This window comes from Shewanella sp. Scap07 (assembly GCF_013394145.1).
GTDB classification, from domain to species: Bacteria; Pseudomonadota; Gammaproteobacteria; order Enterobacterales; family Shewanellaceae; genus Shewanella; species Shewanella waksmanii.
This window is the reverse complement of sequence record NZ_CP041329.1, coordinates 4,558,198-4,585,000: the sequence shown is the minus strand read 5'-3', so window position 1 is coordinate 4,585,000 and position 26,803 is coordinate 4,558,198. Positions and strand designations below refer to the sequence as shown.

Genomic DNA, 26,803 nt, shown 5'->3' with positions numbered 1-26,803 from the left:
TGGCGTAATGATGGCCACGCTGTCTCCAGCCGAGACTCAGTGAAGTTGAAATTGCGGTGAAGATGCCGTATACCCGCGGCTAGACGGAAAGACCCCGTGAACCTTTACTATAGCTTGGCACTGAACATTGACCCTACATGTGTAGGATAGGTGGGAGACTTTGAAGCAGGAACGCCAGTTCTTGTGGAGTCAACCTTGAAATACCACCCTTGTAGTGTTGATGTTCTAACTCTGGCCCCTGAATCGGGGTTGAGGACAGTGCCTGGTGGGTAGTTTGACTGGGGCGGTCTCCTCCCAAAGAGTAACGGAGGAGCACGAAGGTTGGCTAAGTACGGTCGGACATCGTACGGTTAGTGCAATGGCATAAGCCAGCTTAACTGCGAGACATACACGTCGAGCAGGTGCGAAAGCAGGTCATAGTGATCCGGTGGTTCTGAATGGAAGGGCCATCGCTCAACGGATAAAAGGTACTCCGGGGATAACAGGCTGATACCGCCCAAGAGTTCATATCGACGGCGGTGTTTGGCACCTCGATGTCGGCTCATCACATCCTGGGGCTGAAGTCGGTCCCAAGGGTATGGCTGTTCGCCATTTAAAGTGGTACGCGAGCTGGGTTCAGAACGTCGTGAGACAGTTCGGTCCCTATCTGCCGTGGGCGTTGGATGATTGAAGGAAGCTGCTCCTAGTACGAGAGGACCGGAGTGGACGAACCGCTGGTGTTCGGGTTGTTATGCCAATAGCATTGCCCGGTAGCTACGTTCGGAATCGATAACCGCTGAAAGCATCTAAGCGGGAAGCGAGTCCTAAGATGAGTCATCCCTAGGAATTTAATTCCTCTAAAGAGCCGTTCGAGACTAGGACGTTGATAGGCATGGTGTGTAAGCGTTGTGAGGCGTTGAGCTAACATGTACTAATGACTCGTGAGGCTTAACCATACAACCCTAATGGGTTTTACTGGTGGTGAAACTTACAGAAGAATACAAACACTTGATTGAAGTGGACTTAGCCTGAATAGGGCGTAAATAATTAGCTTTCTAAATTGTACCCAATTTGTCTGGAAACCATAGCATTGTGGTCCCACCTGATCCCATCCCGAACTCAGAAGTGAAACGCAATTGCGCCGATGGTAGTGTGGGGTCTCCCCATGTGAGAGTAGGTCATTTCCAGACGCCAAATACACGAAAAAAGCCCTAGCAGAAAACGCTAGGGCTTTTTTCGTATATGCGCTTCGCGAAATTACTTACCCTCGACGTCGCCCCGCCGCTGAGCGGGCTCTCCAGCTTCGTAACAAGTTACTCGCGCTTCAAAGCCCTTGAATGCGTTGCATCCAAAGCAGGGCTTCTTCGCCCCCATGTGTTCGCTGCGCGAACCGAGTAGGTCATTTCCAGGCGTTAAGTTAACTGAGCAATTACTTATTCTCGAATGCTATGGGTGGGATTGAGAGGCGTTGCGTTTGGAGCATAGTGAAATAGGCTAGTTAATGGCTCCGAAGAGCCAGTATTTATATTAGGTGGCTTATCCACTTAAGCACGTGTGTGCAATACCTACTCCCTACGTCACCCCGTCGCTGAGCTTGGCCAGAAACTGCGTCCATGCGTTTCTGGCATTCGGCAAATCTGATGTTTAGGACTAACAAATGCCTTGATGGCATGGATGCCAAGGAAAGGCCGTGTGCCTCGCATCCAGCTTCGTAACAAGTCACTAAGCTTCCAAGCCCTTGAATGCGTTACCTCCAAAGCAGGGCTTCTTCGCCCCCATGTGTTCGCTGCGCGAACCGAGTAGCTCATTTCCAGGCGTTAAATTAACTGAGCAATTACTTATTCTCGAATGCTATGGGTGGGTTTGAGAGGCGTTGCGTTTGGCGCATAGTAAAATAGGCTAGCTAATGGCTCGAATGTGCCAGTATTTATGTCAAGTGGCTTATTCACTTAAGCAAGTGGATGCGATGCATCACCCAGAGTCTGAAGCGGTCATCACCGGCTACTACCTAGTTAACGTTGAGTGTTCATAGGTGGTATTAGTGGGAGCTAGCAACGCAGTGTGAGTATGTAAACGCTGCTTCTTATTATCTAAGTTATTTCTGCTATTGGGGCTGTGCTAGCTGAGCAGTTGTTCAAGCTTGGCGACGATTGGTTGATTGGCATCAGGGAAGTCAATGCTTGCTAATGCATCGACACTGACCCATTGTATCAATTGTCCTTCACGGCCCTCTGGAGTGCCAGTAAAGTCAGTAACGGTGTGAATATCTAGTAGTACTTGTTTATCGCTATAATCATGGGAAATCGTCATTAGGGGCGTTGAGCCATTGATGTAGATATTAATCTCTTCATTGATTTCCCTACTAAGTGCTTGTTCGGTGGTTTCTTTCTGCTCTACTTTTCCACCAGGGAATTCCCACTTCCCACCTTGATGCATGTGAGCATGTCTTTTGGCGATGAGTATCTGTTTGTGTTCATTGAGAATAACGGCTACAGCAACGTGGATACGCTTCATTCTTTTTCATCCTTAAAGAAATCCGCTTCATCATATCCTAGGGTATCTAAGGCTTCAGGATCGAATTCTGGCTTTACTGGAATGGTATGTTTCTCTGCAGCCCAATCACCTAAATCAATCAATTTACAGCGGTCACTACAAAATGGCTTAAATTTTGACTCGGCAGTCCATAAAACGAGCTTGTCACAAGTAGGACAGTTAACTTGTGTTGGCATAGCAGCAATCCCAAACGGTTATTTAAATTGTGGTGAGTATGGTACTGACTTTAACCGCAGGTTGCCAATTGAAACTCGATTGCTTGATCAGAATGTTTTTGTTGTTCAAATTGAACAAAATGGATTGCATAACGGTTTTTGTGTCCGCTAATAGTGGGGTAACAACCTTGTTGAGCATCTATCTTTACTCTAATAAGAGATAGTGCCTGCGGGCTATCACCCTGATAAAACCCTGCTTCAGCAGTTGCCTGATGATATTGCGTGGTTTGTCGAGTTAAATCTAATAGAAGTTTTATTGGAGTGAGCAAACAGTCGAAAGTCGTAGACCAGGCGGCATATTCTTGTTGGCGTATTTCCCATGGCTTTGCTAGCCAATAGTGTAGCTGTGGTAAATCAAAATTACAGCAAGCTCCCGGCATATTAAATCTCTGCCTGAGTGCTGCTAGAAATCGGTTTTGCTTTAGAGTTTGTCCTGGCCTACTACAGTTGAGTAGTCGCTCTCTTGCTAACTTAAGCCTAAGGATATAGTCATCTGCTTTGTCTGCATCAATATGCGGTAACGAAAGCCACTTGGACAAACTGATTAACTGCTTATCGATGTCTTTAATTATTTCACTGCGATAGTCACAACGTTCAGTAAGTTCGCATAATGAAAAAAGGGGATAAAAACAGCGGTGCTGATGATCATGGGCAAGATTAGCCTCTAGCTGCTGGGCTAGGTATTCTAATCGCAAATAACTACGAGTTTTTTCATTTAGTGGCTGTTCGTAGGTTAATTGGGTCATGTCATTTATGGTTTTCGGCTAATTTTAAGTATTTTTGATGTAGTCTATCTACTTGTTTTATTAATGCCGATTGGGTTCCATGATTGTCGATGACATCATCAGCTTTTGACAGTTTTTCAGCCCGAGAAGCTTGGCTGCCTATTATATTTTTAACTTGCTCAGCGCTAACCATATCCCTGTCAATCACGCGCTTAGTTTGTTCTTCTGGTGAAATATCAATCAGTAAAGTGTAATGAACTAACCTATCTAAACCGTTTTCAAATAGCAAGGGCACGACTAAAATAGCATAGTCAGAGTGTGTTTGTTTTAGTTGCTGTAGCATTTCACTGCGTATAATTGGATGTAGCAGCTCATTTAACCACTGTCGCTCGTCAGGATGGTTGAAAACTAATTCTCTTAGTGCTTTTCTGTCTAATTCTCCGTTGCTTAATAGCACTTTTTTTCCAAAATGAGCGGCGATCTGCTTAAGGCCTTGAGTATTTGGAGCGACGACTTCACGAGCCACAACATCAGCATCAACTAGCTCAATACCTTTAGCCGCAAAAAGGTTAGCTACAGTAGTTTTGCCGCTGCCAATGCCGCCAGTTAAGCCGATAACTAACTTGTCCATAACTGGCACCTACAAACTAGCAAGGTATGCATTGACGATAGGCTCGCCCCAAAGGAGTGCTATCCAACCTGCAGCCGCAATATAGGGACCAAAAGGGATAGGATTACCACTATTCAATTTTTTGTTAATGATTAGCATAATGCCGACGATAGCCCCCACTAGAGAAGATAGCAGAATGATTAGAGGTAACATTTGCGAACCTAGCCAAGCGCCAAACACTGCCATGAGTTTAAAGTCACCATACCCCATACCTTCTTTACCGGTCGCTATTTTAAAAAGCCAGTAGACACTCCACAGGCTTAAGTAGCCAGCTACAGCGCCTATCAAAGCGTCGGTCAATGGAGTGAACAAGCCATTAATGTTGATGATTAAACCAAGCCATAACAGCGGCATAGTGATTTGATCAGGCAATAGCATCTCATCTAGATCGATACCTGTTAGCGCGACTAGAGCAAAAGTGAGTAGTGCGGCCATTGCAAATTGTAAGCTTGGCCCAAAGTGCCAAGCCAATGTTGCCACCATAGCTCCTGTAAACAATTCGAATACTGGATAACGGGCTGAAATAGGGGCGTCGCAACTGGCGCACTTTCCTTGTAGCAGTAGCCAACCCAATATAGGTAAATTGTGCCAAGGTTTAATATTGGTTTTACATTTTGGGCAGGCAGAAACAGGAACAACCAAATTATATTTTTCAGGGTAATTATCAAGCGGCTTACCGAGTTTCTTGGCAATCGGGGCAATGAGCTCTTGGTGATACTCATTAAGGTACTGATTACACTCTTGCTGCCACTCACGTTTCATCATCACTGGTAAACGATGTATCACGACATTGAGAAAGCTACCGATAGTGGCGGCAAAGACAAAGGCAAGTGAGATGAATAGCCATGGTAGTTCAAGCATGGTGGATTGGAATTGTATTAACAAAGAGTTCATTATATTAATTATATTTTTTGTTTTCAGTTATACCTGTACTTTATCACAGCAAAGGACAGGTAAAGGGAACTTGCTCTTGATATTTAGCCTACGACTTTGCCCATTTCAAAAATTGGCAAATACATAGCGACAATTAATCCGCCAACAATAGTGCCTATAACGACCATCATGATAGGTTCAATTAAGCTAGAGAGACCATCTACGGCATCATCGACTTGCATTTCGTATATATTGGCGACTTTGTTGAGCATTTCATCGAGACCGCCTGACTCTTCACCAATCATCACCATTTGAATTAACATGTCCGGAAATATCCCAGTGGTGCGCATAGCGACATTCATCTGCATACCAGCCATTACTTCCTCCCGAACTTTGAGTAAGGCGCTACGATAAATGTAGTTTCCCGATGCACCTGCTGCAGACTCTAACCCCTCAATTAAAGGTACACCCGCAGCAAAAGTCGTAGCTAATGTGCGAGCAAAACGCGCCATGGCAGCTTTATGTAGTATGGGACCCACTGCTGGAATTTTTAATACCAAGGTATCAATTTGGTCGCGAAATTTCTGCGAGTTGCGGTGCGTGCGAACAAACAAAAACACACCAACAATAATAGCAGCCAAAAAGATATACCAAGAGGCTTGTAGCCACTCGGATATTTTAATGACTAATTGAGTAAAGGCTGGTAGCTCAGCGCCAAATCCTGCAAAAATTTCTTCAAACTGTGGTACTACGAATAGCAATAATAAGCTAGTAACACCAATTGCCACCAAAACAACTGCAGCCGGGTAAAACATCGCCTTCTTAATTTTTGATTTAAGTGCTTCAGCTTTTTCACGGTACGTTGCTATACGATCAAATACCGCATCGAGAGAGCCTGAGTGTTCACCAGCTGCGACCAAATCGACATAAAGGTCATCAAAATACTGCCTGTGAGGTCGTAGCGCGTCCGATAATGGGATACCGGCTTGTACTTCATTGAGAATAGTCGCCAGTAATTCACGCATTTTCACTTTTTCATGGCCACGACCGAGCATTTCAATGGTAGTCACCAGTGGTACACCCGCTGCTAACATGGTCGCTATTTGACGGGTGATCATCGCGATATCCATCGCTTTGATTTTAGGATCGCCTAGCTTAAATAGTGGACTAGCCTTCTTCCTCACCAACTTCGGGTTCACACCTTGGGACTTAAGTTGGCTTTTTATTTCTGCTACTGTAACGCCGCGAAGTTCTCCAGAGGTTTTTTTGCCATCACGGTTGGTACCTTTCCACTCATAGGTGATGACTTTAGGTTGATTTTTGGCGGCTTTTTTTGATTTTTTTATTGCAGTAGCTGTCGCCATTACGATTCCTTGAAAGTAATTATTTCAATGTTTAGGTACGTTTATTTTGCCATTTTTAAATTTAGAAACTGGTGACACGATTAATTTCAGCGATGCTAGTGACACCGTGAATGACTTTTAACAATCCTGAATCACGCAAGTCACGCATACCTTGATCTTTCGCTTGGTTAGCGATTTGCAAAGAGTTACCACCTTCCATAATGGTGCGGGCAATCTCATCTGACATTTTCATTACTTCGTATATACCCACTCGCCCTTTATAGCCACCAGAACAATGATCGCAACCTTTAGGTTTAAATATAGTAAAGCCTTCACCGATTTGCGTATCATTAAATCCTAGCGCTTTAAGTTCATGCTCTGGCACATCTTCGGCTTGTTTGCATTCAGGGCAAAGTCTACGAGCCAGACGCTGAGCAATAATTAAGTTAACTGAGCTGGCAATGTTATATCCCGGCACGCCCATATTGACCAAACGAGTTAACGTTTCTGAAGCTGAATTAGTATGCAGTGTGGACAGTACTAAGTGACCAGTTTGTGCGGCCTTAATGGCGATTTCGGCAGTTTCTAAATCACGGATTTCCCCGACCATCACTACATCGGGATCTTGACGTAAAAAAGAGCGCAACGCAGATGCGAAGGTAAGACCTGCTTTCAAGTTAATATGGACCTGATTCACACCCTCTAAGTTAATTTCGACTGGGTCTTCTGCAGTAGAGATATTACGAGCTTCGGTATTGAGGATATTTAGCCCTGTATAGAGTGATACGGTTTTACCTGAACCTGTGGGGCCTGTAACTAATATCATCCCTTGGGGTTTGGCCAACATTTCCTCATACAAAGCACGTTGGTCATCCTCATAGCCGAGCTTTTCAATGCCAAGCTGCGCAGAAGAGGAGTCCAAAATACGCATTACGATCTTTTCGCCCCAGATTGTCGGCAAGGTGCTGACACGAAAATCGATAGACTTGGTACGTGATAGCTTCATTTTAATGCGGCCATCTTGCGGTACCCGGCGCTCAGCAATATCAAGTTTTGACATTACCTTTAAGCGCGCAGAAATACGGCCGCTTAAATTAACTGGGGGTTCTGAAACCTCATGTAAAATACCATCAATGCGGAAACGGATACGATAACGCTTTTCGTAGGGCTCAAAATGCAAATCTGACGCACCTTTACGAATGGCATCGGTAAGAATTTTATTGATATAGATAACGATAGGGGCGTCGTCACTATCGGCTTTTTGGTCGTCCTCTCGCTTATCGGTATCGGTGACTTCAATATCGGCAAGAGAAGCATCATCAATGCCGTCTAAATCCAGCGCACTAATATCTTCTTCAAGCACTTTTTCCAGCGCGGAGCTTAGCTTGTCATCTTCAACTAAAATAGCTTCAGCATGCAGACCTGCACTAAATTGAAAGTCCTCTAGCGCTGCAATATTGGTGGGATCGGAGGTACCAATATATAAACGATTGCCGCGTTTAAACAGCGGTAAGCATTTATGTTTTTCTATCAGCTTTTTGTTAAGAAAATCTTCCGGAATACTTTGAACGTCAAACTCATCGAGATCCAGAAGCGGGGTACCATATTCTTCATAGCAGAGTTCAGCAATTGCACGAGCAGATATCAGTTTTTCACTGACAATGGTAGACACTAAAGAGAGTTTAGAGTGGCGAGACTTGGCTATCGCAGTTGCGATCTGTTCTTCGCTGAGGAGTTGCTTGCGAATAAATAGTGTTGAAAGTCCAAGGTGTAAACCACTGGTTGGCATTATAAAATTAACTCTTCGATTTGGAAGAAAGCTAATTAGGCACTCTATACTGCCCAATTAGCTCTTTACTGCTAACTTTTTATACTACTATGAAGTTGGGAGACCGGCGCCTTTTTTACACTTATCGCCATCAGTTCCGGTAGTTGTAACCGCATAAACCACGCCACCAACAGCATCAAATGTTGCCGTCATATCGCATGTGTTATCATCCCAAGTAAGAACAACATCAGCTGCGTTTATCGCTGGAGTTCCGGCTAAAGAAAGCTTTGAATTTTTAGTAACTTCACCTGAAATCGTATCGCAACCAACTCCGGTTTGAATACAAGTCTGTGCTTTTTGAGAAAAAGCACTTAACCCTTTCATTGCAGCGCCACCTTCAGCAGATACAACATAATCTTTATACGCAGGCAATGCAATCGCTGCCAAAATACCGATAATCGCTACCACGATCATCAATTCAATAAGGGTGAAACCCTTAGCGTTGTTCATTTGCTTGTTTAATTGAATACCTTTCATGCTATCTCTCTCCGTATGACAGTATGTTGACTCAACTTTTCACCTGGTTATGCAAATGATAGATGCTATATCACTTGTTAATCCAAGTTTTCGCTAGTCTAGCTACCATTGTTGCATGGTATGACTAGGTGGCTCCTGCCTGATTGTCCTTGGGCTGTGTCGCTATCGCTATCAAATAACTATAGTAAATAATTTGTGGCTTTAAAAACTTTTGCTTCTTAAAGCCATGGTTCAACAAAGTTGCTCGAGTCTGCAATACAGTTTGTAGCGCCCCATTTATATTGGCTTGCTACATCGATGACCTTGTTCTTTTCGGCAAACTGCACCAATGGGTTAATTCATCTAGTGTTGGCTGTTATAGGGCTATTGAAGCTTCCTTATCTGCCAGGGCACATTGGACTGCCTTTTGCTAAAAGCGGCTTAATTGCTTTTACCTGTAACAGAACTGATGATGTCATTACGATTATTATTGTTAAAGTAATGTAATCAGCCCTATCAGCATTCCTGATTGATGAAAGTACAACTGTCTACCTTCATGGTGAGTTGGCCGAAATGGCCATCTCGCCTAGGTTCAAAGTTAGTACAAAGTTAATGTAAATGGAACACCGAAAAGCAACAAAGTATTAATTTATTAGTAAATTTGTCTAAAACTCGCTTAAAAATGTTAAAAAAGTTCTAACATTTTAATGACGGTGATCGTTTTACTGGCAAATATGCTCTATGTGTCAATATTCAGGCGATAATTTGCTGTTTAAAATATCGCCTGCAGATGACTATGCTAAATAATGTGTTAACGGTTTGTGATGTATGATTGGGTGGGAGGATTGCTACAGTTTGAGAGCGCTTGATGTAACGCTTACTTGCGGTTAATGGTTTGTTCTTTTAAACGGCCAAAAATATCAAGGCTGCATTTCATGTTGAATTGCAGCCTTGTAATCTATTACACCACGTGTCAACTAAGTTGTATCGGCATCGCCGTGATTACTCAGACTTTAAACGTAGCGACAAGTCGAGGGCTTTTACATGTTTAGTTAACGCGCCTACAGAGATATAGTCGACCCCAGTTTTGGCAAAGTCATTAATGGTATCTATAGTGACATTACCAGACACTTCTAATTTAACCTGTTGTGCGGCCTCGAAGCTTTGGTTGAGTTCAACAGCGTCGAGCATCATAGTGACATCAAAATTATCAAGCATGACGATATCACTGCCTGCTTCAATGGCTTGCTTAAGCTCGGCGATGCTCTCCACTTCTACTTCAACGGGTTTAGTGTTATCTAATTGCCGTGCAGCATTAACGGCATTGGCAATAGAGCCTGCAGCCATAATATGGTTTTCTTTAATTAAAAAGGCGTCAAACAAACCAATACGATGGTTCTTACCGCCGCCGCAGGTAACAGCGTACTTTTGTGCAGTGCGTAATCCCGGAATAGTTTTGCGGGTATCGAGTAGCTTAGTGTGGGTATCAGCGATATGGTCAACATAGTGCTTAGTTAGCGTAGCGACTCCCGACAGCGTTTGAATAAAGTTCATTGCTGTGCGCTCGCCCGTTAAGATGGCTTGTGCGGGACCTGATAGCTCACATAGCACTTGATTAGCGACTAATAAGTCGCCGTCATCGACATGCCAGTGCAAAGCCACATCGCCACCTAATTGATTAAAGACTTGCTCAGCCCATGCTTTGCCACAAAAAACCCCATCTTCGCGGGTGATCAAGCTTGCACTTGCATATTTGTCAGCAGGAATAAGCTGTGCGGTTATATCGGCCTTTAATTTGTCGCTACTACTTAAGTTGGCATCAGCACTGTAACCTAAGTCTTCTTCTAAAGCGGTTTTAACAGCGAGTCGAATATCATTTTCTAGCATCTCAGTTATCCTCTGCAAAATGCATATACTCCATGGTGGTCTATTTGGTGAAAATGGCTGACCAGGAGTGCTAGTTCTTTTATTTATGGTAGCAAATTCGATGGCAAAAAAGCAGGTGCTTCTTTGCTATATATCACGCAGAATAGTTGCATCAGTGTTTGCTTAGATGGTTGATCGTGACTTAAGCGAAAATGGTTGATTTAAAGCGCTGAACAAATAGGCCTTGGGTTACAGCTACAGCGCTCTTTTGTGATGAACGTTTAAGCGGGCTGGTGATTATTTCGCAACCTATTAATTAGAGTATGGAACGGAAGTTATGTCGGCAAAGATGTTAATTAATCAAGGTTGGATGCAATCAAGTCGGCGTTGTATCTCGCCTCATTTTAATCTCCGCCCCAATAAAGAAGTTAGCTTGTTGGTTATCCATAATATTAGTTTGCCGGCAGGGTGTTTTGGGTTACCGCACATTGATCAGCTATTTCAAGGCTGTTTGGATGTCGAAGCTGACGCCAGTTTTACCGACCTAGCTGGGCTGGAAGTGTCCGCTCATTTTCTTATTCGTCGTGATGGCGAAATTGTGCAGTATGTCAGTTGTGATGATCGTGCTTGGCACGCCGGTGTTTCAGAGTATCAAGGTCGTACAGGTTGTAATGATTTTGCCATTGGTATTGAGCTAGAGGGGACTGACACGCAAGCTTATGAAGAGGTGCAATACCAGCAGCTAGCGAAGTTAAGCTTCGCCTTATTCGACTATTATCCTGAGCTTGATGCTTCTAAGGTGGTTGGGCACAGTGATATTGCCCCAGGGCGAAAGACCGACCCTGGCGAAAGTTTTGATTGGCCGCGTTACCTGGCTGACATTAGCAGCTCATAACCCCCTGGACTTAACTGTTTATGATATCAGGCAAGTGTGATTGGCTAATTGTTAGTTTAGCGATCCCTCTGCCTATGATATCGCCGAGTTGTTAACTATGCTTATGGCAATGAAAAGTAACATTACATCGATTTCGAGGTGTTTTTGGTGTAAGTCCATCGGTTGCGGCACTTGATGCCAGTTAAGGCAAGTGGTTGTCATAAAATAGTTTTGTTGATCTGCTAGATTAGCCGTAAACTGTCAATGTTGATTGACCTAAAATAAGGATTAGGCGGTATGGCGTTATTTTCGTTATTGATTGCCATTATGGTTGAGCGATTAAAACTGCTGCCAGCTGCGTGGCAGTTTGAGTCGATTCTCGCGCTTTATACTAAACAGCTTTTTGGCCATAAACAGCTTAAGTCAGATGTGATGATGGCGCTGGCACTGATTTTTCCTGCGTTAGCGGTGCAAGTACTTAGTTGGGCTGTTATGGGAATGATGTTTGGCTTTGTCAGCCTGCTTATTTGGGTTGTGGTCGCGATTTTGTGCTTTAGCCACTTAAGTCAACGCAAAGTGTTTAAGCAGTATATGCAGGCTGCTTGTCGTGGTGATCGCCAGGCTTGTTATCATTTTGCTGACTCTCTTGACCCTTACGAATCTCTCGAAGCGGTTTCCGAAAAAGATTTAGGGGCAAAAGTCGGTCAAACTGTGGCGTGGATTAATTACCGATTTTATGGTGTGGTGGCATTGTTTCTAATCTTCTTAGGTCCAGCGGGTGCCGTATTTTATTGTACTGTGCGCTACTTTGCTGATACCGCCAAGCTAAAAGATGAGCCTCTGCCTTTGGTAGCCAAACTATTAACCATATTAGATTGGTTACCAAGTCGATTATTTGCATTTGGTTATGTGTTAAGTGGGCAATTCTCAAGTGCTAATGGTGTGTGGCGCCGACATGCACTCAATTGGCGTGCGAGTGCTAAAACGATTATTACCCAAGTAGCATCAGCGGCTGAACCGACTTCAGAAACTTCAAATGCACCGGTTTGTGTGCAGTCGACGCTTAGCTTATTACTGCTCAGTAAACGCAACTTTATTCTGTTAGTGACGGTATTGTCGTTATTGACAATATTCGGTGTAGTGGCATAACGATAAATGCCGGCCCGAATCATATCAACATGCTTGCTTTAAGCTTGTCAGCAGGATATTGCACTTAAATTGGCTTAAAACCATTTTTAGGTGCAATGGTCAGACCCCTTTGGAAATAAATTCAGCTATCCTCACAGATTGTGAGTTTACATGAAGCAGATCACAAACTAGACAAGCGAAATGTGATTTGATAAAGTGCGCTCAGTCAATTAAATTGGTAAGACCAATTTACAATAGGAGCTGAGGGCCATATGGCTTATAGCAAAATTAACCAGCCAAAGATTTCTGATGTCATTATGAACCAACTGGAGCAGATGATATTAGAAGGTAGTTTGCAGCCTGGTCAGAAGTTACCTCCAGAGCGTGAACTGGCACTCCAGTTTGAAGTCTCTCGTCCTTCATTACGTGAAGCGATCCAAAAGCTCGAAGCAAAAGGTTTACTCCTGCGTCGTCAAGGCGGTGGTACCTATGTTAAAGAGCAGCTATGGCAAAGCTTAGCCGATCCCATTGTTGAGTTAATGCATAGCGATTCTGAAAGCCAATATGACTTATTGGAATTCCGTCATGCCACTGAGGGGATGATGGCTTATTTTGCTGCGCTGCGCGGTACTGACGCAGATATGCAAAATATCAAACAAAAAATCTTAGAAGTTGAAGCTGCTGCCGAGATTGAAGAACAGGCGGCCGCGATTGTACGTTTTTATCGTGCAGTTGCCGAGGCCTCACACAATGTTGCCATGCTTCACCTTGTATTGAGTTTATCACCTGTGCTGCATAAAAACGTGGCGCAGAACTTGGAGTTGCTAAGTCGTCGAGATGATGCCTCCACCATGGCCAATGACCATCGCCGAGCTTTATTGGCAGCGATTGTACGCCGTGATCCAGACGCTGCACGCGAAGCCTCCAATGAACACTTAAGTTACATTGAAGAAGTGATGCTGGCGGTTCGGGAAGAAGACAGTAGGTTGCAGCGTAGTCTGCGCCGATTAAAAAGCGGTGTTTAAGCCATTAAGCTGAACAGTGTTTTTAATAATTAATTCATAACATTACTATTGTATATAGGGAAGGACTGCGAAATGTCTGAACATATGCTACAAGATTTAGATCCGTTGGAAACCCAAGAGTGGGTTGATTCTTTACAAGCTGTACTTGAGCAAGAAGGGCCAGAACGGGCTCATTACTTACTTGAGAAGCTAATTGATAAAGCGCGCCGAAACGGAACTCATCTTCCATATAAAGCGACCACAGCTTATCTTAATACCATTCCTGCGGGCCAAGAGCCGCATATGCCTGGCGACCAAGAAATGGAGCGTCGCATTCGCGCTATCGTGCGTTGGAATGCTTTGGCGATGGTATTACGCGGCTCGAAAAAAGATCTTGAGCTTGGCGGCCACATTTCTAGTTTTGCTTCTAGTGCCACTATCTACGATGTGTGTTTTAACCACTTCTTCCGTGCACCAAATGAGAAAGATGGCGGTGATTTAGTTTACTATCAAGGTCACATCGCACCGGGTATTTACTCACGCTCTTTCCTAGAAGGACGTATCAGCGAAGACCAAATGAATGGTTTCCGTCAAGAAGTCGATGGTAAAGGTTTATCTTCGTACCCACATCCTAAACTGATGCCTGATTACTGGCAGTTCCCAACGGTATCTATGGGCCTTGGCCCTATTCAAGCCATCTATCAAGCCCGATTCCTGAAATACTTAACTGACCGTGGCTTAAAAGATTGTTCTGAGCAAACCGTATATTGCTTCTTAGGTGATGGTGAGTGTGACGAGCCAGAAACCTTAGGTGCGATTGGTCTAGCGGCACGTGAAGAGTTGGATAACTTAGTCTTTATTGTTAACTGTAACCTGCAGCGCCTTGATGGTCCTGTTCGTGGTAACGGTAAGATTATCCAAGAGCTTGAAGGTGAATTCCGTGGTGCCGGCTGGGAAGCTGTGAAAGTGATTTGGGGTCGTTATTGGGACCCACTATTAGCGCGCGACACTAGCGGTAAACTACTGCAGCTAATGGAAGAAACGGTTGACGGTGAATACCAAAACTGTAAAGCCAAAGGTGGTGCGTATACCCGTGAACACTTCTTTGGTAAGTACCCAGAAACAGCTGAAATGGTTGCTAATATGTCTGATGATGACATTTGGCGTTTAAACCGTGGTGGTCACGACCCTGTGAAAATTTACGCAGCGCTACAGCATGCTAAAAACACCAAAGGTCGCCCAACGGTTATCTTAGCTAAAACCGTAAAAGGTTACGGTATGGGTGATGCTGGTGAAGGTAAGAACATTGCACATAACGTGAAGAAAATGGGCGTTGATTCGCTTAAGTACTTCCGCGACCGGTTTAACATCCCAATCAGTGATGATCAGCTAGAAGATATTCCGTATTACCACCCAGGTGCGGATTCTGAAGAGGTTAAGTACCTAAAAGCGCGCCGTGAGTCGCTACATGGGGCAATGCCTAAGCGTCTTGAGAAGTTTAGCGAAGAGCTAGAAGTTCCTTCATTGAAGATCTTCGATTCAGTGCTTAAAGGCTCTAATGGTCGTCAAATCTCTAGCACCATGTCATTTGTTCGTATTCTGACTGCGCTACTTAAAGATAAGAAGATCGGTAAGAATATCGTGCCTATCATTCCTGATGAAGCGCGTACTTTCGGTATGGAAGGTCTTTTCCGTCAAGTGGGTATATACGCCCATGAAGGCCAAAAGTACGAACCACAAGATTCAGATCAGGTGGCTTACTATCGCGAAGATAAGTCTGGCCAGGTTTTACAAGAAGGGATTAACGAACTCGGTGCAATGTCATCGTGGGTTGCTGCAGCAACCAGTTATTCTGTTAACGATACCCCAATGATCCCATTCTACATCTACTACTCAATGTTTGGTTTCCAACGTATCGGTGACATGGCTTGGGCTGCGGGTGATATGCGTGCACGTGGTTTCATGGTCGGTGGAACATCAGGTCGTACAACCTTGAACGGTGAAGGTCTGCAGCACCAAGATGGTCACAGCCATGTGCTAGCGAACACCATTCCGAACTGTATTTCTTATGACCCGACTTATGGTTATGAGATTGCAGTGATTGTTCAAGATGGTATCCGTCGCATGTACGGTGAACAGGAAGATGTTTTCTACTATCTCACCACCATGAACGAGAACTACGAACAGCTTGCCATGCCAGAAGGTAGTGAAGAAGGCATTGTGAAAGGTATCTACAAGCTAGAAACCCTTAAAGGCAGTGGCAAAGGTGCTGTGCAATTAATGGGTAGCGGTACCATTTTGGAGCAAGTGCGTAAAGCGGCTGTAGCACTATCGAAAGATTTTGGCATCACAACAGACGTGTTCAGTGTTACCAGCTTTAACGAGCTAACACGCGATGGTCAAGCAACCGAGCGTTACAATATGCTGCACCCGACTGCGACGCCTAAAGTGCCATATATTGCAGAAGTGCTGTCAAAAGATGCACCAGCGATTGTTGCCACCGATTACATGAAGATATATGGCGAGCAATTACGTGCTTACGTGCCAACAGATTACAAAGTGCTGGGCACCGATGGTTTCGGCCGCAGTGATAGCCGTGAGAACTTACGTCACCACTTTGAAGTTGACGCCAAGTTTATTGTTATCGCTTCGCTTAAGTCGCTTGTAGACCGTGGTGAGCTACCTGTTGATGTGCTTAGCAAAGCCATCGCTGAGTATGGTATTGATGTTGACAAAATCAACCCACAATACGCATAAGGGAAATTAAAATGGCTGAATTAAAAGAAGTTTTAGTCCCCGATATTGGTGGGGATGAAGTACAAGTTATTGAAATTTGTGCTGCTGTAGGTGATAACCTTGATGCCGAAGAGTCAATTATTACGGTTGAGAGTGACAAGGCGACAATGGATATTCCAGCGCCGTTTGCCGGTAAACTCGCTGAGCTAAAAGTCGCTGTTGGTGATACGGTGTCTGAAGGCAGCTTGATTGCTATGATGAGTACGGAAGCCGCTGCTCCGGCACCGGCCGAAGCGCCAGCACCGGTTGAAACACCTGCTCAAGCTCCTGTCGCTGCAGCACCTGCACCGGCAGCACCAGCTGCGAGCGGCACCCAAGTTGTTGAAGTGACGGTGCCCGATATTGGTGACGCTGAAAATGTCGATATCATTGAAGTGCTTGTTGCTGTTGGTGACAGCATTGATGTTGATACTGGCTTGATTACTTTAGAAACTGACAAAGCAACCATGGAAGTACCGGCGCCTGCAGCAGGTGTGGTTAAAGAGCTTAAAGTGGTTGTTGGTGACAAAGTATCACAGGGTTCATTGGTACTCATGTTAGAAACTGGTGCAGCGGCTGCCGCGCCAGCCCCAACTGAAGTCGCCGCTACAGCATCACCCGCACCAACTGCTGCTGTAGCAGAAGTGAAAGAGATTGCAGTACCTGACATTGGTGATGCAGAGAATGTCGATGTTATTGAAGTGCTGGTGGCTGCGGGTGACGACATCGATGTCGATACCGGCCTCATCACTCTTGAAACCGATAAAGCGACCATGGAAGTACCTGCACCTTTCGCGGGCAAGCTAGTCTCGGTAACAGTTAATGTAGGCGATAAAGTATCGCAAGGCAGCATTATTGCGACGATAGAAACGCAATCTTCAGCGCCTGTTGCGGCGGCGCCAGCTGCTCCGGCTCCAGCGCCTCAAGCGAGCGCACCGGCAGCACCTGCTCCAGCGTCAAAACCACCAGTGCCGCATCATCCACATGCTGGCAGTGCCCCTAAGACGGGGGCAGTACATGCTTCACCAGCTGTACGTCGTTTAGCGCGTGAATTTGGTGCTGATTTGAGTCGTGTTCAAGGTACAGGCCGTAAAGGTCGTATTTTGAAAGAAGACGTACAAGCGTTCATCAAGTATGAGTTATCGCGTCCTAAAGCCTCAGCAGCAACGAGTGTGAGTGGTGGTGAAGGTGGTTTGCAAGTGATTGCAGCACCGAAAGTCGATTTTGCTAAGTTTGGTGAAGTTGAAGAAGTACCTTTGACGCGTATCCAGAAAATTTCTGGTCCTAACTTGCATCGCAACTGGGTGACGATTCCACATGTAACTCAGTTTGATGAAGCTGATATCACCGAAATGGAAGCATTCCGTAAACAGCAAAATGAAGTGGCTGCCAAGCAAAAGCTGGGTATTAAGATCACGCCGTTGGTGTTTATGATGAAGGCGGTAGCGAAAGCACTGCAGCAGTTCCCTGTGTTTAACGCGAGTTTAAGTGCTGACGGTGAATCGCTGATTAAGAAAAAGTACTATCACATAGGTGTAGCGGTTGATACGCCTAACGGCCTAGTGGTGCCAGTTGTTCGCGATGTCGACAAGAAAGGCATTCATGAGCTTTCTGCTGAACTGATGGAAATTTCAGTTAAAGCCCGTGATGGCAAGTTGAAAGCGGCCGATATGCAAGGCAGCTGCTTTACTATTTCGAGCCTAGGTGGCATTGGTGGTACAGCGTTTACGCCAATTGTTAATTATCCAGATGTGGCCATTCTTGGTGTATCTAAATCCGAGATTAAACCTAAGTGGAATGGTAAAGACTTTGAACCTAAGCTAATGTTGCCACTATCATTATCTTATGATCATCGTGTGATTGATGGTGCGATGGCAGCACGCTTTAGCGTGACACTGTCAAGTATGCTGTCCGACATACGTACACTTATTTTGTAATGATGAAGGCTACTCATGTTGAGTGGCCTTTTGTTTACAAGACTGACAGGTTAAAATGCGGCCACCTTACAAAAAGCTGGCGTCATAACACGTTGGGCAGACACTATTCCCGACGGAATGAGAAAGAATAGAGGAAAACATGAGTAACGAAATTAAAACTCAGGTAGTAGTTTTAGGTGCAGGTCCTGCGGGCTATTCAGCCGCTTTTCGTGCTGCTGACTTAGGTCTAGATACCGTTATTGTTGAGCGTTTTAGCACGCTTGGCGGTGTATGTCTAAACGTAGGCTGTATCCCATCAAAAGCATTGCTGCACGTGTCTAAAGTCATTGAAGAAGCCAAAGCTGTTGCGAGTCACGGCGTGGTATTCGGCGAGCCACAAATTGATTTAGACAAACTGCGTGAATTTAAAACTAGCGTTATTGGTCAGCTAACAGGCGGTTTAGGCGGTATGTCTAAAATGCGTAAAGTTGACGTGGTTAACGGCTTAGGTAAGTTCACTGGCCCTAATACGCTTGAAGTCGCTGGCGAAGATGGTGTTAAAGTGATTCACTTTGAACACGCGATTATTGCTGCGGGTTCTCGTCCAATCCAATTGCCATTTATTCCTCATGAAGATCCACGTATTTGGGATTCAACTGATGCGCTTGAGCTTAAAGAAGTGCCAGGTAAGCTGCTTGTTATGGGTGGCGGTATCATTGGTCTAGAAATGGGTACAGTATACTCATCGCTAGGTAGCGAGATTGATGTTGTTGAGATGTTTGATCAGGTTATTCCGGCAGCCGACAAAGATATCGTTCGCGTTTATACCAAGAAGATTAAGAAGAAATTCAACCTAATCTTAGAAACTAAAGTCACTGCTGTTGAAGCAAAAGATGACGGTATCTACGTTTCAATGGAAGGCAAGAAGGCACCAGCTGAACCTGTACGCTATGATGCGGTATTGGTTGCAATTGGTCGTACGCCTAACGGTAAGCTAATTGATGCAGACAAAGCTGGTGTGAATATTGATGAGCGTGGTTTCATCAACGTTGATAAGCAGATGCGTACCAATGTTCCTAACATCTATGCGATTGGTGATATTGTTGGCCAGCCAATGTTGGCGCACAAAGGTGTGCATGAAGGTCACGTTGCTGCCGAAGTTATCTCAGGCATGAAGCACTTCTTCGATCCTAAAGTGATTCCATCAATTGCCTACACTGACCCAGAGGTAGCGTGGGTTGGTCTAACTGAGAAAGAAGCGAAAGAGCAAGGTGTTGCCTACGAAACAGCGACTTTCCCATGGGCGGCAAGTGGCCGTGCAATTGCCTCTGACTGCTCAGATGGTATGACTAAGTTAATCTTCGATAAAGAGACTCACCGTGTTATTGGTGGAGCGATTGTTGGCGTTAATGGTGGTGAGCTACTGGGCGAAATCGGCCTAGCTATTGAGATGGGTTGTGATGCTGAAGATTTAGCATTAACAGTTCACGCGCATCCTACGCTGCACGAATCTGTTGGTTTAGCGGCCGAGATTTATGAAGGCTCAATTACAGATTTACCCAATCCAAAAGCGAAAAAGAAGAAAAAATAATTTCTCTCATTCGTTGTTGAAAAAGCGCTCATAGAGCGCTTTTTTTATACCTATAATATCCTGTTTCCCCATTTTTCAACGTTTGGGTGAAGTTGAGACAACTAGGTTCAAACCCGTAGCAATTAACAATGTATAAAAATAGCGCAACATTGCAGGTGAATTAAACGTATCGAGCTGCTACATTAATCATAAGTTTATGAGTTAAGAGCCAAATGATAATAACAATAGTTCATAAATTATTAATTCTGCTATTACTGCTGGTTATGCCACTTTCTGCATCGCAAGCCTCTGATCTCGTGCAGCGAGTTTTTGGCGAGCGCGATGGGCTGGTAAATGCCACCGTCAATGATATTGAATTTGATGACTATGGTTACACTTGGGTAGCTACAGAAGAAGGTTTGTACCGCGTTAGTAACAGCCGAGTGCGACGTATTGATATGGTTGGTATGGACAGTCGCATCAGTGATGGCCATGTATATACCATCCGGCGCTTAAGTGCTGAGCATTTGTTGTTAGCTAATTTTGCCCATGTTTATCTGTATGACATCGTTAACGATCAATTCCTGCAATTTGGCAGTCAATCACTGCTTCCTGAACATAAACCCCGTAGTCTAGCTGGCATCTCGCATCGGCAAGGTGATAACTGGCTATTGCTGTTTGAAGATGGCGAGCTGGCTGAGTTTTCCTACGCCAAACTTAGCCTGACCAGTATCAATTATTTACCCGTCTTACCAGATCAACCGTGGAACCAGTTACAAAGTTTGCCTCAAGGAAAAATCTTGGTCTCCAATGGACATCAAGTGCAATTGCGTGGTGCAAAAGGTGAACTAGAAGCGGTATTACCGTGGCAAGATTCCATGGGGGTAATTCGCTCTATTTATCAAGATAAGCAAGGAAAAATATGGTTTACTTCTAGTGACGGGCTGTATCAATTAAGCCTCACTGAATTAGGTTTTTCACCGGTAAAGTCGTTACCTTATTACATTTCACGTATGACCGAAGATAGTCAGGGTAACTACTGGTTGGCAAGTCGTAAAGGGTTGATCAAATGGCAACCGAGCACCAATGTCGTGACAATTTTTAGTGATGAGCTTAAAAATATTGCTGACATTGATTACATCTATGACATTGCCATTGATGGCAATAATGTGATTTGGGTTGGTGGCTCAGGCGAATCCCTTGCTGTCATCACCGATCGGCCAGAATTTTTGCTGGAGCGTTTTTCTAATTCAAAACCTTATCAGCTTAGTGACGAAATGATTTGGTCAATCTTCGCCACTGATAACCACCTTTGGTTCGGTACCGACAATGGCCTAATACGGGTTGAACAAGGTGTGCCGGGTAGCTTGACGATTATTCCCGAGGGGATAGCGCTCAACGATAGCATTTATAGAATTGCTCAACTTGATGAAGCGCATTTATTACTCTCGACCACCAATGGTTTGTTCACGGTTAATATCAACACATTTGAGTCACAGCGCTTTGCAAGCTGGACAGATGGCAATACCTCGCTTGAGCACAAAGTGGTTTATACCAGTTATCGTGATCCCACCATGCCTGAGCGTTGGTGGTTTGCTACGGCTGGTGGACTATTCTATTGGGATAGGGGCACGAAGAACGTGCAAGCATTTCCGCTCGCGAGTGAACAACAGCAGTTTGAGCGCCCCGATATACGCAACGTCCATCGTAGTGCAGATGGAAAGCTGTGGCTTGCAGGGGCGGCAATATTTGGTTTTATAGGTGACGACGGTAAACTCCAGTCACGATTTGATATTTTCTCTGAACCCGATCGTTTGGTTGATGTAAATTATATTGAATCTATTGGCGAGAATAAGCTCTGGGTTGGGGCATCCACCGGATTAATGGAGTATGACATCGCCAGTGGTGAATCTCTGTCGCTGACTGATAGTTGGCAGGTGGATTGCGGCAGCGTGTACTTTATTCAACCGACAACGGATTATAGATTGATAGGTTGTCTTAACTCGATTATTCGTCAACAGATCGCCACAGATGATATTTTAGTGCTAGAGGAAGAAGATGGTCTATTTGGCGATGAGCTCAATGACGGTGCTTACTTTTATGAACCAAGCCAAGGGTTATATGTAGGTACGCCAGATGGCGTGATGTTAATTGCGCCAGATAAATTGAATAATCGCCTTTCGCACGATGGGGTGTTTTTAGAGGCTGTGTCGGTATTGTATCCCGACAATAATGAAATGCACTTGGTACCACAGCCCAATTTAGTGGTTAAACCCAATGCTAGCATGATCAGTTTTCAGCTAACCAGTATGGACTACCTCGATGATCAGCCTTTAGTCATCAAATACCGCCTGCGAGAACAAAATGGTGAGTTTGATAAAGAGTATGTCATGCTCTCGGGTCAATCGCAGATAAACATTTCCGAGCTGAATGCCGGTGGTTATGTCTTAGAAGCGCTTAGTCAGCAAAATGGTATTTGGGCACAAGAGCCCTATGTCTTTCCTTTTAAAGTAGAGCAAATATGGTGGAAGACTACCTGGTTTAAGGCGTTGTTGGTTTTCGGTTCTTTGCTGATCTGTATCGGTATCATTATTGCGCGTCAGCGTCAGCTAAGTGCGTTTATTAAGGTCAATCGCGCCTTAGTAGAAAGTGAAGTGCGACTTAGGCAGTCGCTCAAAGGCAGTGATTCTGAGCTTTGGGAGTGGCGCAGTGACAGTCAACTCTTTACTTTAGAAAATCAAACCGAACATTTCACCTCGACGCCGGGCAATATCAAGTTGGATGTAGAAAATCTGCCAATCCACCCTGAAGATAAGGCACATGTCTATGCCGCTTGGCAGCGATTGCTAACTAAAGTTGATGCCAAATTTGATGTCGAATATCGCTACCGAAAACCGGACAAAACCTGGGGCTGGACACGTGTTAGAGGGCGCCCCATTGTGGTCGACTCATCAAGCGGTGAGGTACTCAAAGTTGCGGGTATCTACGCGGATATCACCGCCAAGAGAAAGCTTGAGGACGATGCAAAGTTACTGGCGCAAGCATTTGGTAACACGTCTGAGGGGGTGTTAATTTTAGATGCCAATGAACAAGTTAAAGTGTCCAATCAGGCCGCGCAGTTGATTTTAGGCTTTACAGAAAGTGCGTTACTTGAGCTGAGCTTTTCTCAGTTAGTTAATGATGGAGAAGGTCAGAGTGATGAAGTGGCGACCTTGCTTAATCAAGGGGTATCGTGGACCGGTGAGCGTGAGTTTATTTGTGCCGATAAACACGCTTGCCCAGTGTGGTTAAACCTTTCTACTATGCTGGATCAGAAAGGCAATATTACTCATTACGTTGCGGTTTTCTCTGATATCACCGAACGTAAACGTACCGAGGCCGATTTACGCAGATTGGCCAACTATGACGTACTTACTGGCTTAACGAATCGGTCTTTGTTTTCCAGTCGGCTGACACAAGCTATTCATCGCGCCGAGCGTAATGGCGAAAAGCTCGCGCTGCTATTTTTAGATTTAGACAGATTCAAAAACGTCAATGATTCATATGGTCATAGTATGGGTGACGCTCTGCTGGTGGAAGCGGCTAATCGATTGCAGTCCTGTGTTGATGATGGTCATACGTTATGTCGTTTTGGTGGTGATGAATTCGTCATCTTACTGCACGATGTCGACAGTGTTGATGAGATAAACCATTTATGTGAGCAACTGCTGCAGCAGATTGAAAAGCCCTTCGAGCTGTACGGCCGAGAATTCTATATTTCCACCAGTATTGGCGTGAGTTTATGGCCGGATGATGCACGTCAGCCTGAGACCCTGATTAAAAATGCCGATCAGGCGATGTACCACGCTAAAGAAGAAGGTCGCGGTAATTTTCAGTATTTCTCATCAGAGCGAAACAGCGAAGCACTATACCATCTCAAGCTGGAAGCGGATTTACGCAAAGCCATTGAGCGCAATGAATTTGAACTGCATTACCAGCCACAAATAGACATCATCAAAGATGACAAAGTCATCGGCATGGAAGCATTGCTGCGCTGGAGGCATCCACAAGAAGGGTATATTCGACCAGATATCTTTATTAAAGTCGCCGAGTCGTGTGGGCTGATTATCGATATTGATCGCTGGGTGTTACAAGAAGCGTGTCAGCAAGCAGCCAAATGGCAATCGGGGTTGATGACGGATTTTTGTATCTCTATCAATATTTCTGCGGTGCAGTTTAGACAGCCCGATTTTATCCAAGGGGTGAAGCGAGTCCTTGCTGATACGGGTCTGTCGCCTAAGCTACTGAGTTTTGAGATCACCGAGGGAGTGTTGATGAAAGAGCTGCAAATTGCTCAATCACACTTAAAAGATCTCCGTGAAATTGGCATTGAAGTCGCCATTGATGACTTTGGTACTGGCTATTCTTCTTTAGCCTATTTGCGTCACTTTGACGTTAATACGTTGAAAATCGACCGTTCATTCTTGATTGATATTGCCACCAATGAGGCTGATCAGGCCATTGCCAGCAGTATTATTGAGCTTGCACGAAACCTAAAGTTGACCGTTGTTGCTGAGGGCGTGGAAACTCAGGAGCAACTAGAGCAAGTATTTAGCCGTGGCTGTTACATTATTCAAGGGTATTATTTCTCAAAACCCTTGCCGGCCAAAGCTTTCGAAGATTACATCAACCAGCAAAGCAAGTAATTGTATTTATTCTGCAAAACTAACGGTAGCAATAGATATTTGCTAGAATGTTGGAGTTTTGTATAACAATGATTAAAAGATTCCTTATGCAGCGTATCATTTGTGCTTTTCTCACTAGTTTTCTGTGTCTAACACCCGTTATGGCTGATGAAGTGAGGCCAAAAATTGGCCTAGCGCTCAGCGGTGGTGGGGCGAAAGGCTCGGCCCATGTCGCTGTACTGAAAGTGTTGGAAGAGCATCGAATTCCGGTTGATTACATTGCTGGTACGAGTATCGGTGCCTATGTCGGCGGCATGTACGCGTTAGGCTATAGCGCCAAAGAGATCGAAGAGATTATGCTGGGTGAGAATTGGAATGATGGTTACTCAGATACCATTCCAAGACAGGCGCTAAGCTACCGAGAAAAGCAACACCGCGACCGTTTTAATATTCCAATTAATATGGGCTACGGCGATGGTGAAGTGAAGATGCCCAATGGTTTATTACGTGGGCAAACGATGTCGACCTTGCTGCAAAGATCCACCGACTTAGTCAAACAGTTTGGCCATTTTGATGAGCTAGCCATTCCCTATCGTGCCGTGGCAACGGATTTAGAAACAAGCTTACCTGTGGTGATGAATAAAGGCAGCATTGTTAAAGCGATGCAGGCATCAGCCTCGGTGCCTGGTGCATTGCAGGCTGCGGAATACGAAGGCAAAATTGTGGTGGATGGCGGCATTGCCAATAACATGCCTGTTGATGTGGTGAAGAATATGGGCGCCGATATTGTTATTGCGGTGGACATTGGCTCTTCATTGGTTAAGCGCGATGAGTTAGGCAGTACGATAGCGGTACTCAATCAGTTATCCACCATGTTGACTAACGCCAGCACGGTGAGACAAAAAGCGCTACTAACTGATGCCGATATACTTATTCGCCCAGATGTGGGCGCAATGAGCACCACCGACTTTTCCGTCATGCCGGCAGCCTACGCCGAAGGTAAAGCAGCCGCCTTAGCACAAATAGATAAGCTCAAGGCACTCTCTGCAAGTCAGCCTTCTTATGATAGCTATATTGCCCACCGTAACAAAGCCAGTGAACAATGGGTCGATGAGATCAATAGTCCTATTGTGGCTATTAAGTTTAATAACGATGCCAATGTTAGCGAAACGCTATTGCGGGAAACTCTGGGTATTGTCGAGGGTGATGTGGTTAATAGTGCCCAGTTAGAGGCTGCGCTTGCTGAGCTGTATTCACTCGACAAGTTTGAACGAGTGAATGCGGAATTTATCGACACTGCCGAAGGGCGAGTTCTCACTGTGGAAACCAAAGCAAAATCGTGGGGACCTAACTATTTCCAATTGGGCTTTAGCTGGGAAGATGACTTTAGCTTAGACTCCTACGTTTCATTAGATGTAGCCTACACTATGACCAACCTCACTCAGCTTGGTGGTGAGTGGCGTAATGAATTGCGCTTAGGTTATGAAAAGTTTTTGTCGTCGGAATTTTATCAACCTTTAGACATCGAACAGCGCTTTTATTCCCGAATTCAACTGAGCTATGAGAAAAAAGATTGGAATATTTACGATGATAACAGCCGGGTGCTATTCCTCGAGCAAACAAATTTCCGTGGCGATTTAGGCCTAGGCTATAACTTTATTAAAGAGGGCATCATTGAGTTGGGGATCACTGGCGAGCAAGGCAAGCTTGAAAATGAGCTGTTTGTTGAGTCTCCTGATTATGACTCTGTCGGTGGCTACCTCAAATTTGGTTTCGATAATTTAGACAGCATTAGTTTTCCAACTAGCGGTAACCGCTTTAGCCTTAACATCTATTATCGCCATGAAAACTCGCCACAACTTGGTTTGATTGAGCCGTCAACAGATTCATTGCAAATTGAAGCCGATTGGCGGGGCGCATTGAACCTAGGCAACCATGCCATTGTCGGTAAGGCATCATTTGCCACGGTGGATAAGGACAGCGGCGCCTCAGTACATGTCTCTGAATTAGGTGGCTTCTTAAATCTATCTGGGTACCGAAAAGATGCACTAGTGGGCCCGCACAAGGTATTTGGCGCTGTGGTATATCAATATGATTTAGGCCGTGATGCCTTAGGGATGACAGATTATCCGCTGTATCTTGGTACCAGCTTAGAGGCGGGTAATATTTGGGATTATCGCGACAGTGTCGATATTGATGATTTGATATTTGGTGGGAGTCTTTATTTAGGCACAGACACCAGCGCGGGGCCGGTTGCTTTAGGCTATGGTTGGACGGATGATGGTGAGTACACTATCTTTTTGTTTGTAGGTAAAAACTGGTAATAACTTATTGTACAAATTGGCCTATTTATCGTAATGCTGA

18 protein-coding genes and 2 rRNA genes (1 of these 20 cut by a window edge) are annotated in these 26,803 nt (G+C 44.8%); 11 read left to right on the top strand and 9 right to left on the bottom strand.

Annotated features, from left to right (window positions below; translation table 11 throughout):
* From FLM48_RS20185 to FLM48_RS22825, 3 genes are all read left to right on the top strand, one after another.
* Positions 1 to 935, top strand: a 23S ribosomal RNA gene (locus FLM48_RS20185); it begins 1,958 nt to the left of the window's first position.
* Between the two features lie 118 nt (positions 936 to 1,053).
* Positions 1,054 to 1,169, top strand: a 5S ribosomal RNA gene (gene rrf, locus FLM48_RS20180).
* A 716-nt stretch (positions 1,170 to 1,885) separates the two neighbouring features.
* Entirely contained in the window at positions 1,886 to 2,011 is a 126-nt protein-coding gene (locus tag FLM48_RS22825) for a hypothetical protein (protein WP_256870988.1), read from the top strand.
* An 86-nt stretch (positions 2,012 to 2,097) separates the two neighbouring features.
* Here the strand turns inward: FLM48_RS22825 and mutT are convergent, their stop codons facing one another.
* The 9 genes from mutT to nadC form a co-directional block, all read right to left on the bottom strand.
* Positions 2,098 to 2,493: an 8-oxo-dGTP diphosphatase MutT gene (mutT, locus tag FLM48_RS20175; protein ID WP_179025914.1), complete on the bottom strand. Its 396-nt coding sequence runs from the start codon at positions 2,491 to 2,493 to the stop codon at positions 2,098 to 2,100.
* Positions 2,490 to 2,708: a DNA gyrase inhibitor YacG gene (gene yacG, locus FLM48_RS20170; RefSeq protein ID WP_028773314.1), complete on the bottom strand. Its 219-nt coding sequence runs from the start codon at positions 2,706 to 2,708 to the stop codon at positions 2,490 to 2,492. Before yacG ends, mutT begins: the two co-directional genes overlap by 4 nt.
* 50 nt (positions 2,709 to 2,758) lie before the next feature.
* On the bottom strand, positions 2,759 to 3,493 hold the full coding sequence (zapD, locus tag FLM48_RS20165) for a cell division protein ZapD (protein ID WP_179025913.1): 735 nt from the start codon (positions 3,491 to 3,493) through the stop codon (positions 2,759 to 2,761).
* A 1-nt stretch (position 3,494) separates the two neighbouring features.
* Positions 3,495 to 4,103: a dephospho-CoA kinase gene (gene coaE / locus FLM48_RS20160; RefSeq protein WP_179025912.1), complete on the bottom strand. Its 609-nt coding sequence runs from the start codon at positions 4,101 to 4,103 to the stop codon at positions 3,495 to 3,497.
* 9 nt (positions 4,104 to 4,112) lie between these two features.
* The gene (locus FLM48_RS20155) at positions 4,113 to 5,036 is read right to left on the bottom strand and encodes an A24 family peptidase (protein ID WP_179025911.1); all 924 of its coding nucleotides are present in this window, start codon (positions 5,034 to 5,036) and stop codon (positions 4,113 to 4,115) included.
* Positions 5,037 to 5,119: 83 nt separating this feature from the next.
* A complete protein-coding gene (locus tag FLM48_RS20150) occupies positions 5,120 to 6,379 on the bottom strand; it encodes a type II secretion system F family protein (RefSeq protein ID WP_179025910.1) in 1,260 nt (419 codons plus the stop codon).
* 61 nt (positions 6,380 to 6,440) lie between these two features.
* Positions 6,441 to 8,147 (bottom strand): type IV-A pilus assembly ATPase PilB, encoded by a 1,707-nt coding sequence (gene pilB / locus FLM48_RS20145; protein WP_179025909.1) that lies wholly within the window; start codon positions 8,145 to 8,147, stop codon positions 6,441 to 6,443.
* Between the two features lie 87 nt (positions 8,148 to 8,234).
* Positions 8,235 to 8,636, bottom strand: a complete 402-nt coding sequence (locus FLM48_RS20140) for a prepilin-type N-terminal cleavage/methylation domain-containing protein (protein WP_179026445.1) — start codon at positions 8,634 to 8,636, stop codon at positions 8,235 to 8,237.
* A 1,008-nt stretch (positions 8,637 to 9,644) separates the two neighbouring features.
* The gene (gene nadC / locus FLM48_RS20135) at positions 9,645 to 10,529 is read right to left on the bottom strand and encodes a carboxylating nicotinate-nucleotide diphosphorylase (protein ID WP_028773322.1); all 885 of its coding nucleotides are present in this window, start codon (positions 10,527 to 10,529) and stop codon (positions 9,645 to 9,647) included.
* 316 nt (positions 10,530 to 10,845) lie between these two features.
* Between nadC and ampD the strand changes: the two genes are divergently transcribed.
* The 8 genes from ampD (at position 10,846) to FLM48_RS20095 (ending at position 26,763) form a co-directional block, all read left to right on the top strand.
* Positions 10,846 to 11,403 carry a 1,6-anhydro-N-acetylmuramyl-L-alanine amidase AmpD gene (gene ampD / locus FLM48_RS20130; RefSeq protein ID WP_256870987.1) on the top strand — a complete coding sequence of 186 codons (558 nt, stop codon included), beginning with the start codon at positions 10,846 to 10,848 and terminating at the stop codon, positions 11,401 to 11,403.
* 276 nt (positions 11,404 to 11,679) lie between these two features.
* Complete coding sequence (ampE, locus tag FLM48_RS20125) at positions 11,680 to 12,531, top strand: beta-lactamase regulator AmpE (protein WP_179025908.1); 852 nt, start codon at positions 11,680 to 11,682, stop codon at positions 12,529 to 12,531.
* Between the two features lie 251 nt (positions 12,532 to 12,782).
* Positions 12,783 to 13,535 (top strand): pyruvate dehydrogenase complex transcriptional repressor PdhR, encoded by a 753-nt coding sequence (gene pdhR, locus FLM48_RS20120; protein ID WP_179025907.1) that lies wholly within the window; start codon positions 12,783 to 12,785, stop codon positions 13,533 to 13,535.
* A gap of 72 nt (positions 13,536 to 13,607) precedes the next feature.
* Complete coding sequence (gene aceE, locus FLM48_RS20115) at positions 13,608 to 16,271, top strand: pyruvate dehydrogenase (acetyl-transferring), homodimeric type (protein ID WP_028773326.1); 2,664 nt, start codon at positions 13,608 to 13,610, stop codon at positions 16,269 to 16,271.
* Positions 16,272 to 16,282: 11 nt separating this feature from the next.
* Positions 16,283 to 18,226 carry a dihydrolipoyllysine-residue acetyltransferase gene (gene aceF / locus FLM48_RS20110; protein ID WP_179025906.1) on the top strand — a complete coding sequence of 648 codons (1,944 nt, stop codon included), beginning with the start codon at positions 16,283 to 16,285 and terminating at the stop codon, positions 18,224 to 18,226.
* Positions 18,227 to 18,365: 139 nt separating this feature from the next.
* Positions 18,366 to 19,796 (top strand): dihydrolipoyl dehydrogenase, encoded by a 1,431-nt coding sequence (gene lpdA, locus FLM48_RS20105; protein ID WP_028773328.1) that lies wholly within the window; start codon positions 18,366 to 18,368, stop codon positions 19,794 to 19,796.
* 212 nt (positions 19,797 to 20,008) lie between these two features.
* Entirely contained in the window at positions 20,009 to 24,460 is a 4,452-nt protein-coding gene (locus FLM48_RS20100) for an EAL domain-containing protein (protein WP_179025905.1), read from the top strand.
* Between the two features lie 86 nt (positions 24,461 to 24,546).
* Positions 24,547 to 26,763: a patatin-like phospholipase family protein gene (locus FLM48_RS20095; protein ID WP_372847268.1), complete on the top strand. Its 2,217-nt coding sequence runs from the start codon at positions 24,547 to 24,549 to the stop codon at positions 26,761 to 26,763.
* Positions 26,764 to 26,803: the final 40 nt, after the last annotated feature.

What these genes read in the sequence shown, in the direction of transcription:
- nadC (WP_028773322.1), bottom strand. Translation starts at nt 10,529, where the DNA reads ATGCTAGAAAATGATATTCGACTCGCTGTTAAAACCGCTTTAGAAGAA.
- FLM48_RS22825 (WP_256870988.1), top strand. Translation starts at nt 1,886, where the DNA reads ATGGCTCGAATGTGCCAGTATTTATGTCAAGTGGCTTATTCACTTAAG.
- coaE (WP_179025912.1), bottom strand. Translation starts at nt 4,103, where the DNA reads ATGGACAAGTTAGTTATCGGCTTAACTGGCGGCATTGGCAGCGGCAAA.
- aceF (WP_179025906.1), top strand. Translation starts at nt 16,283, where the DNA reads ATGGCTGAATTAAAAGAAGTTTTAGTCCCCGATATTGGTGGGGATGAA.
- FLM48_RS20140 (WP_179026445.1), bottom strand. Translation starts at nt 8,636, where the DNA reads ATGAACAACGCTAAGGGTTTCACCCTTATTGAATTGATGATCGTGGTA.
- zapD (WP_179025913.1), bottom strand. Translation starts at nt 3,493, where the DNA reads ATGACCCAATTAACCTACGAACAGCCACTAAATGAAAAAACTCGTAGT.
- FLM48_RS20095 (WP_372847268.1), top strand. Translation starts at nt 24,547, where the DNA reads ATGCAGCGTATCATTTGTGCTTTTCTCACTAGTTTTCTGTGTCTAACA.
- FLM48_RS20155 (WP_179025911.1), bottom strand. Translation starts at nt 5,036, where the DNA reads ATGAACTCTTTGTTAATACAATTCCAATCCACCATGCTTGAACTACCA.
- lpdA (WP_028773328.1), top strand. Translation starts at nt 18,366, where the DNA reads ATGAGTAACGAAATTAAAACTCAGGTAGTAGTTTTAGGTGCAGGTCCT.
- pdhR (WP_179025907.1), top strand. Translation starts at nt 12,783, where the DNA reads ATGGCTTATAGCAAAATTAACCAGCCAAAGATTTCTGATGTCATTATG.
- ampE (WP_179025908.1), top strand. Translation starts at nt 11,680, where the DNA reads ATGGCGTTATTTTCGTTATTGATTGCCATTATGGTTGAGCGATTAAAA.
- FLM48_RS20150 (WP_179025910.1), bottom strand. Translation starts at nt 6,379, where the DNA reads ATGGCGACAGCTACTGCAATAAAAAAATCAAAAAAAGCCGCCAAAAAT.
- pilB (WP_179025909.1), bottom strand. Translation starts at nt 8,147, where the DNA reads ATGCCAACCAGTGGTTTACACCTTGGACTTTCAACACTATTTATTCGC.
- yacG (WP_028773314.1), bottom strand. Translation starts at nt 2,708, where the DNA reads ATGCCAACACAAGTTAACTGTCCTACTTGTGACAAGCTCGTTTTATGG.
- ampD (WP_256870987.1), top strand. Translation starts at nt 10,846, where the DNA reads ATGTCGGCAAAGATGTTAATTAATCAAGGTTGGATGCAATCAAGTCGG.
- FLM48_RS20100 (WP_179025905.1), top strand. Translation starts at nt 20,009, where the DNA reads ATGATAATAACAATAGTTCATAAATTATTAATTCTGCTATTACTGCTG.
- mutT (WP_179025914.1), bottom strand. Translation starts at nt 2,493, where the DNA reads ATGAAGCGTATCCACGTTGCTGTAGCCGTTATTCTCAATGAACACAAA.
- aceE (WP_028773326.1), top strand. Translation starts at nt 13,608, where the DNA reads ATGTCTGAACATATGCTACAAGATTTAGATCCGTTGGAAACCCAAGAG.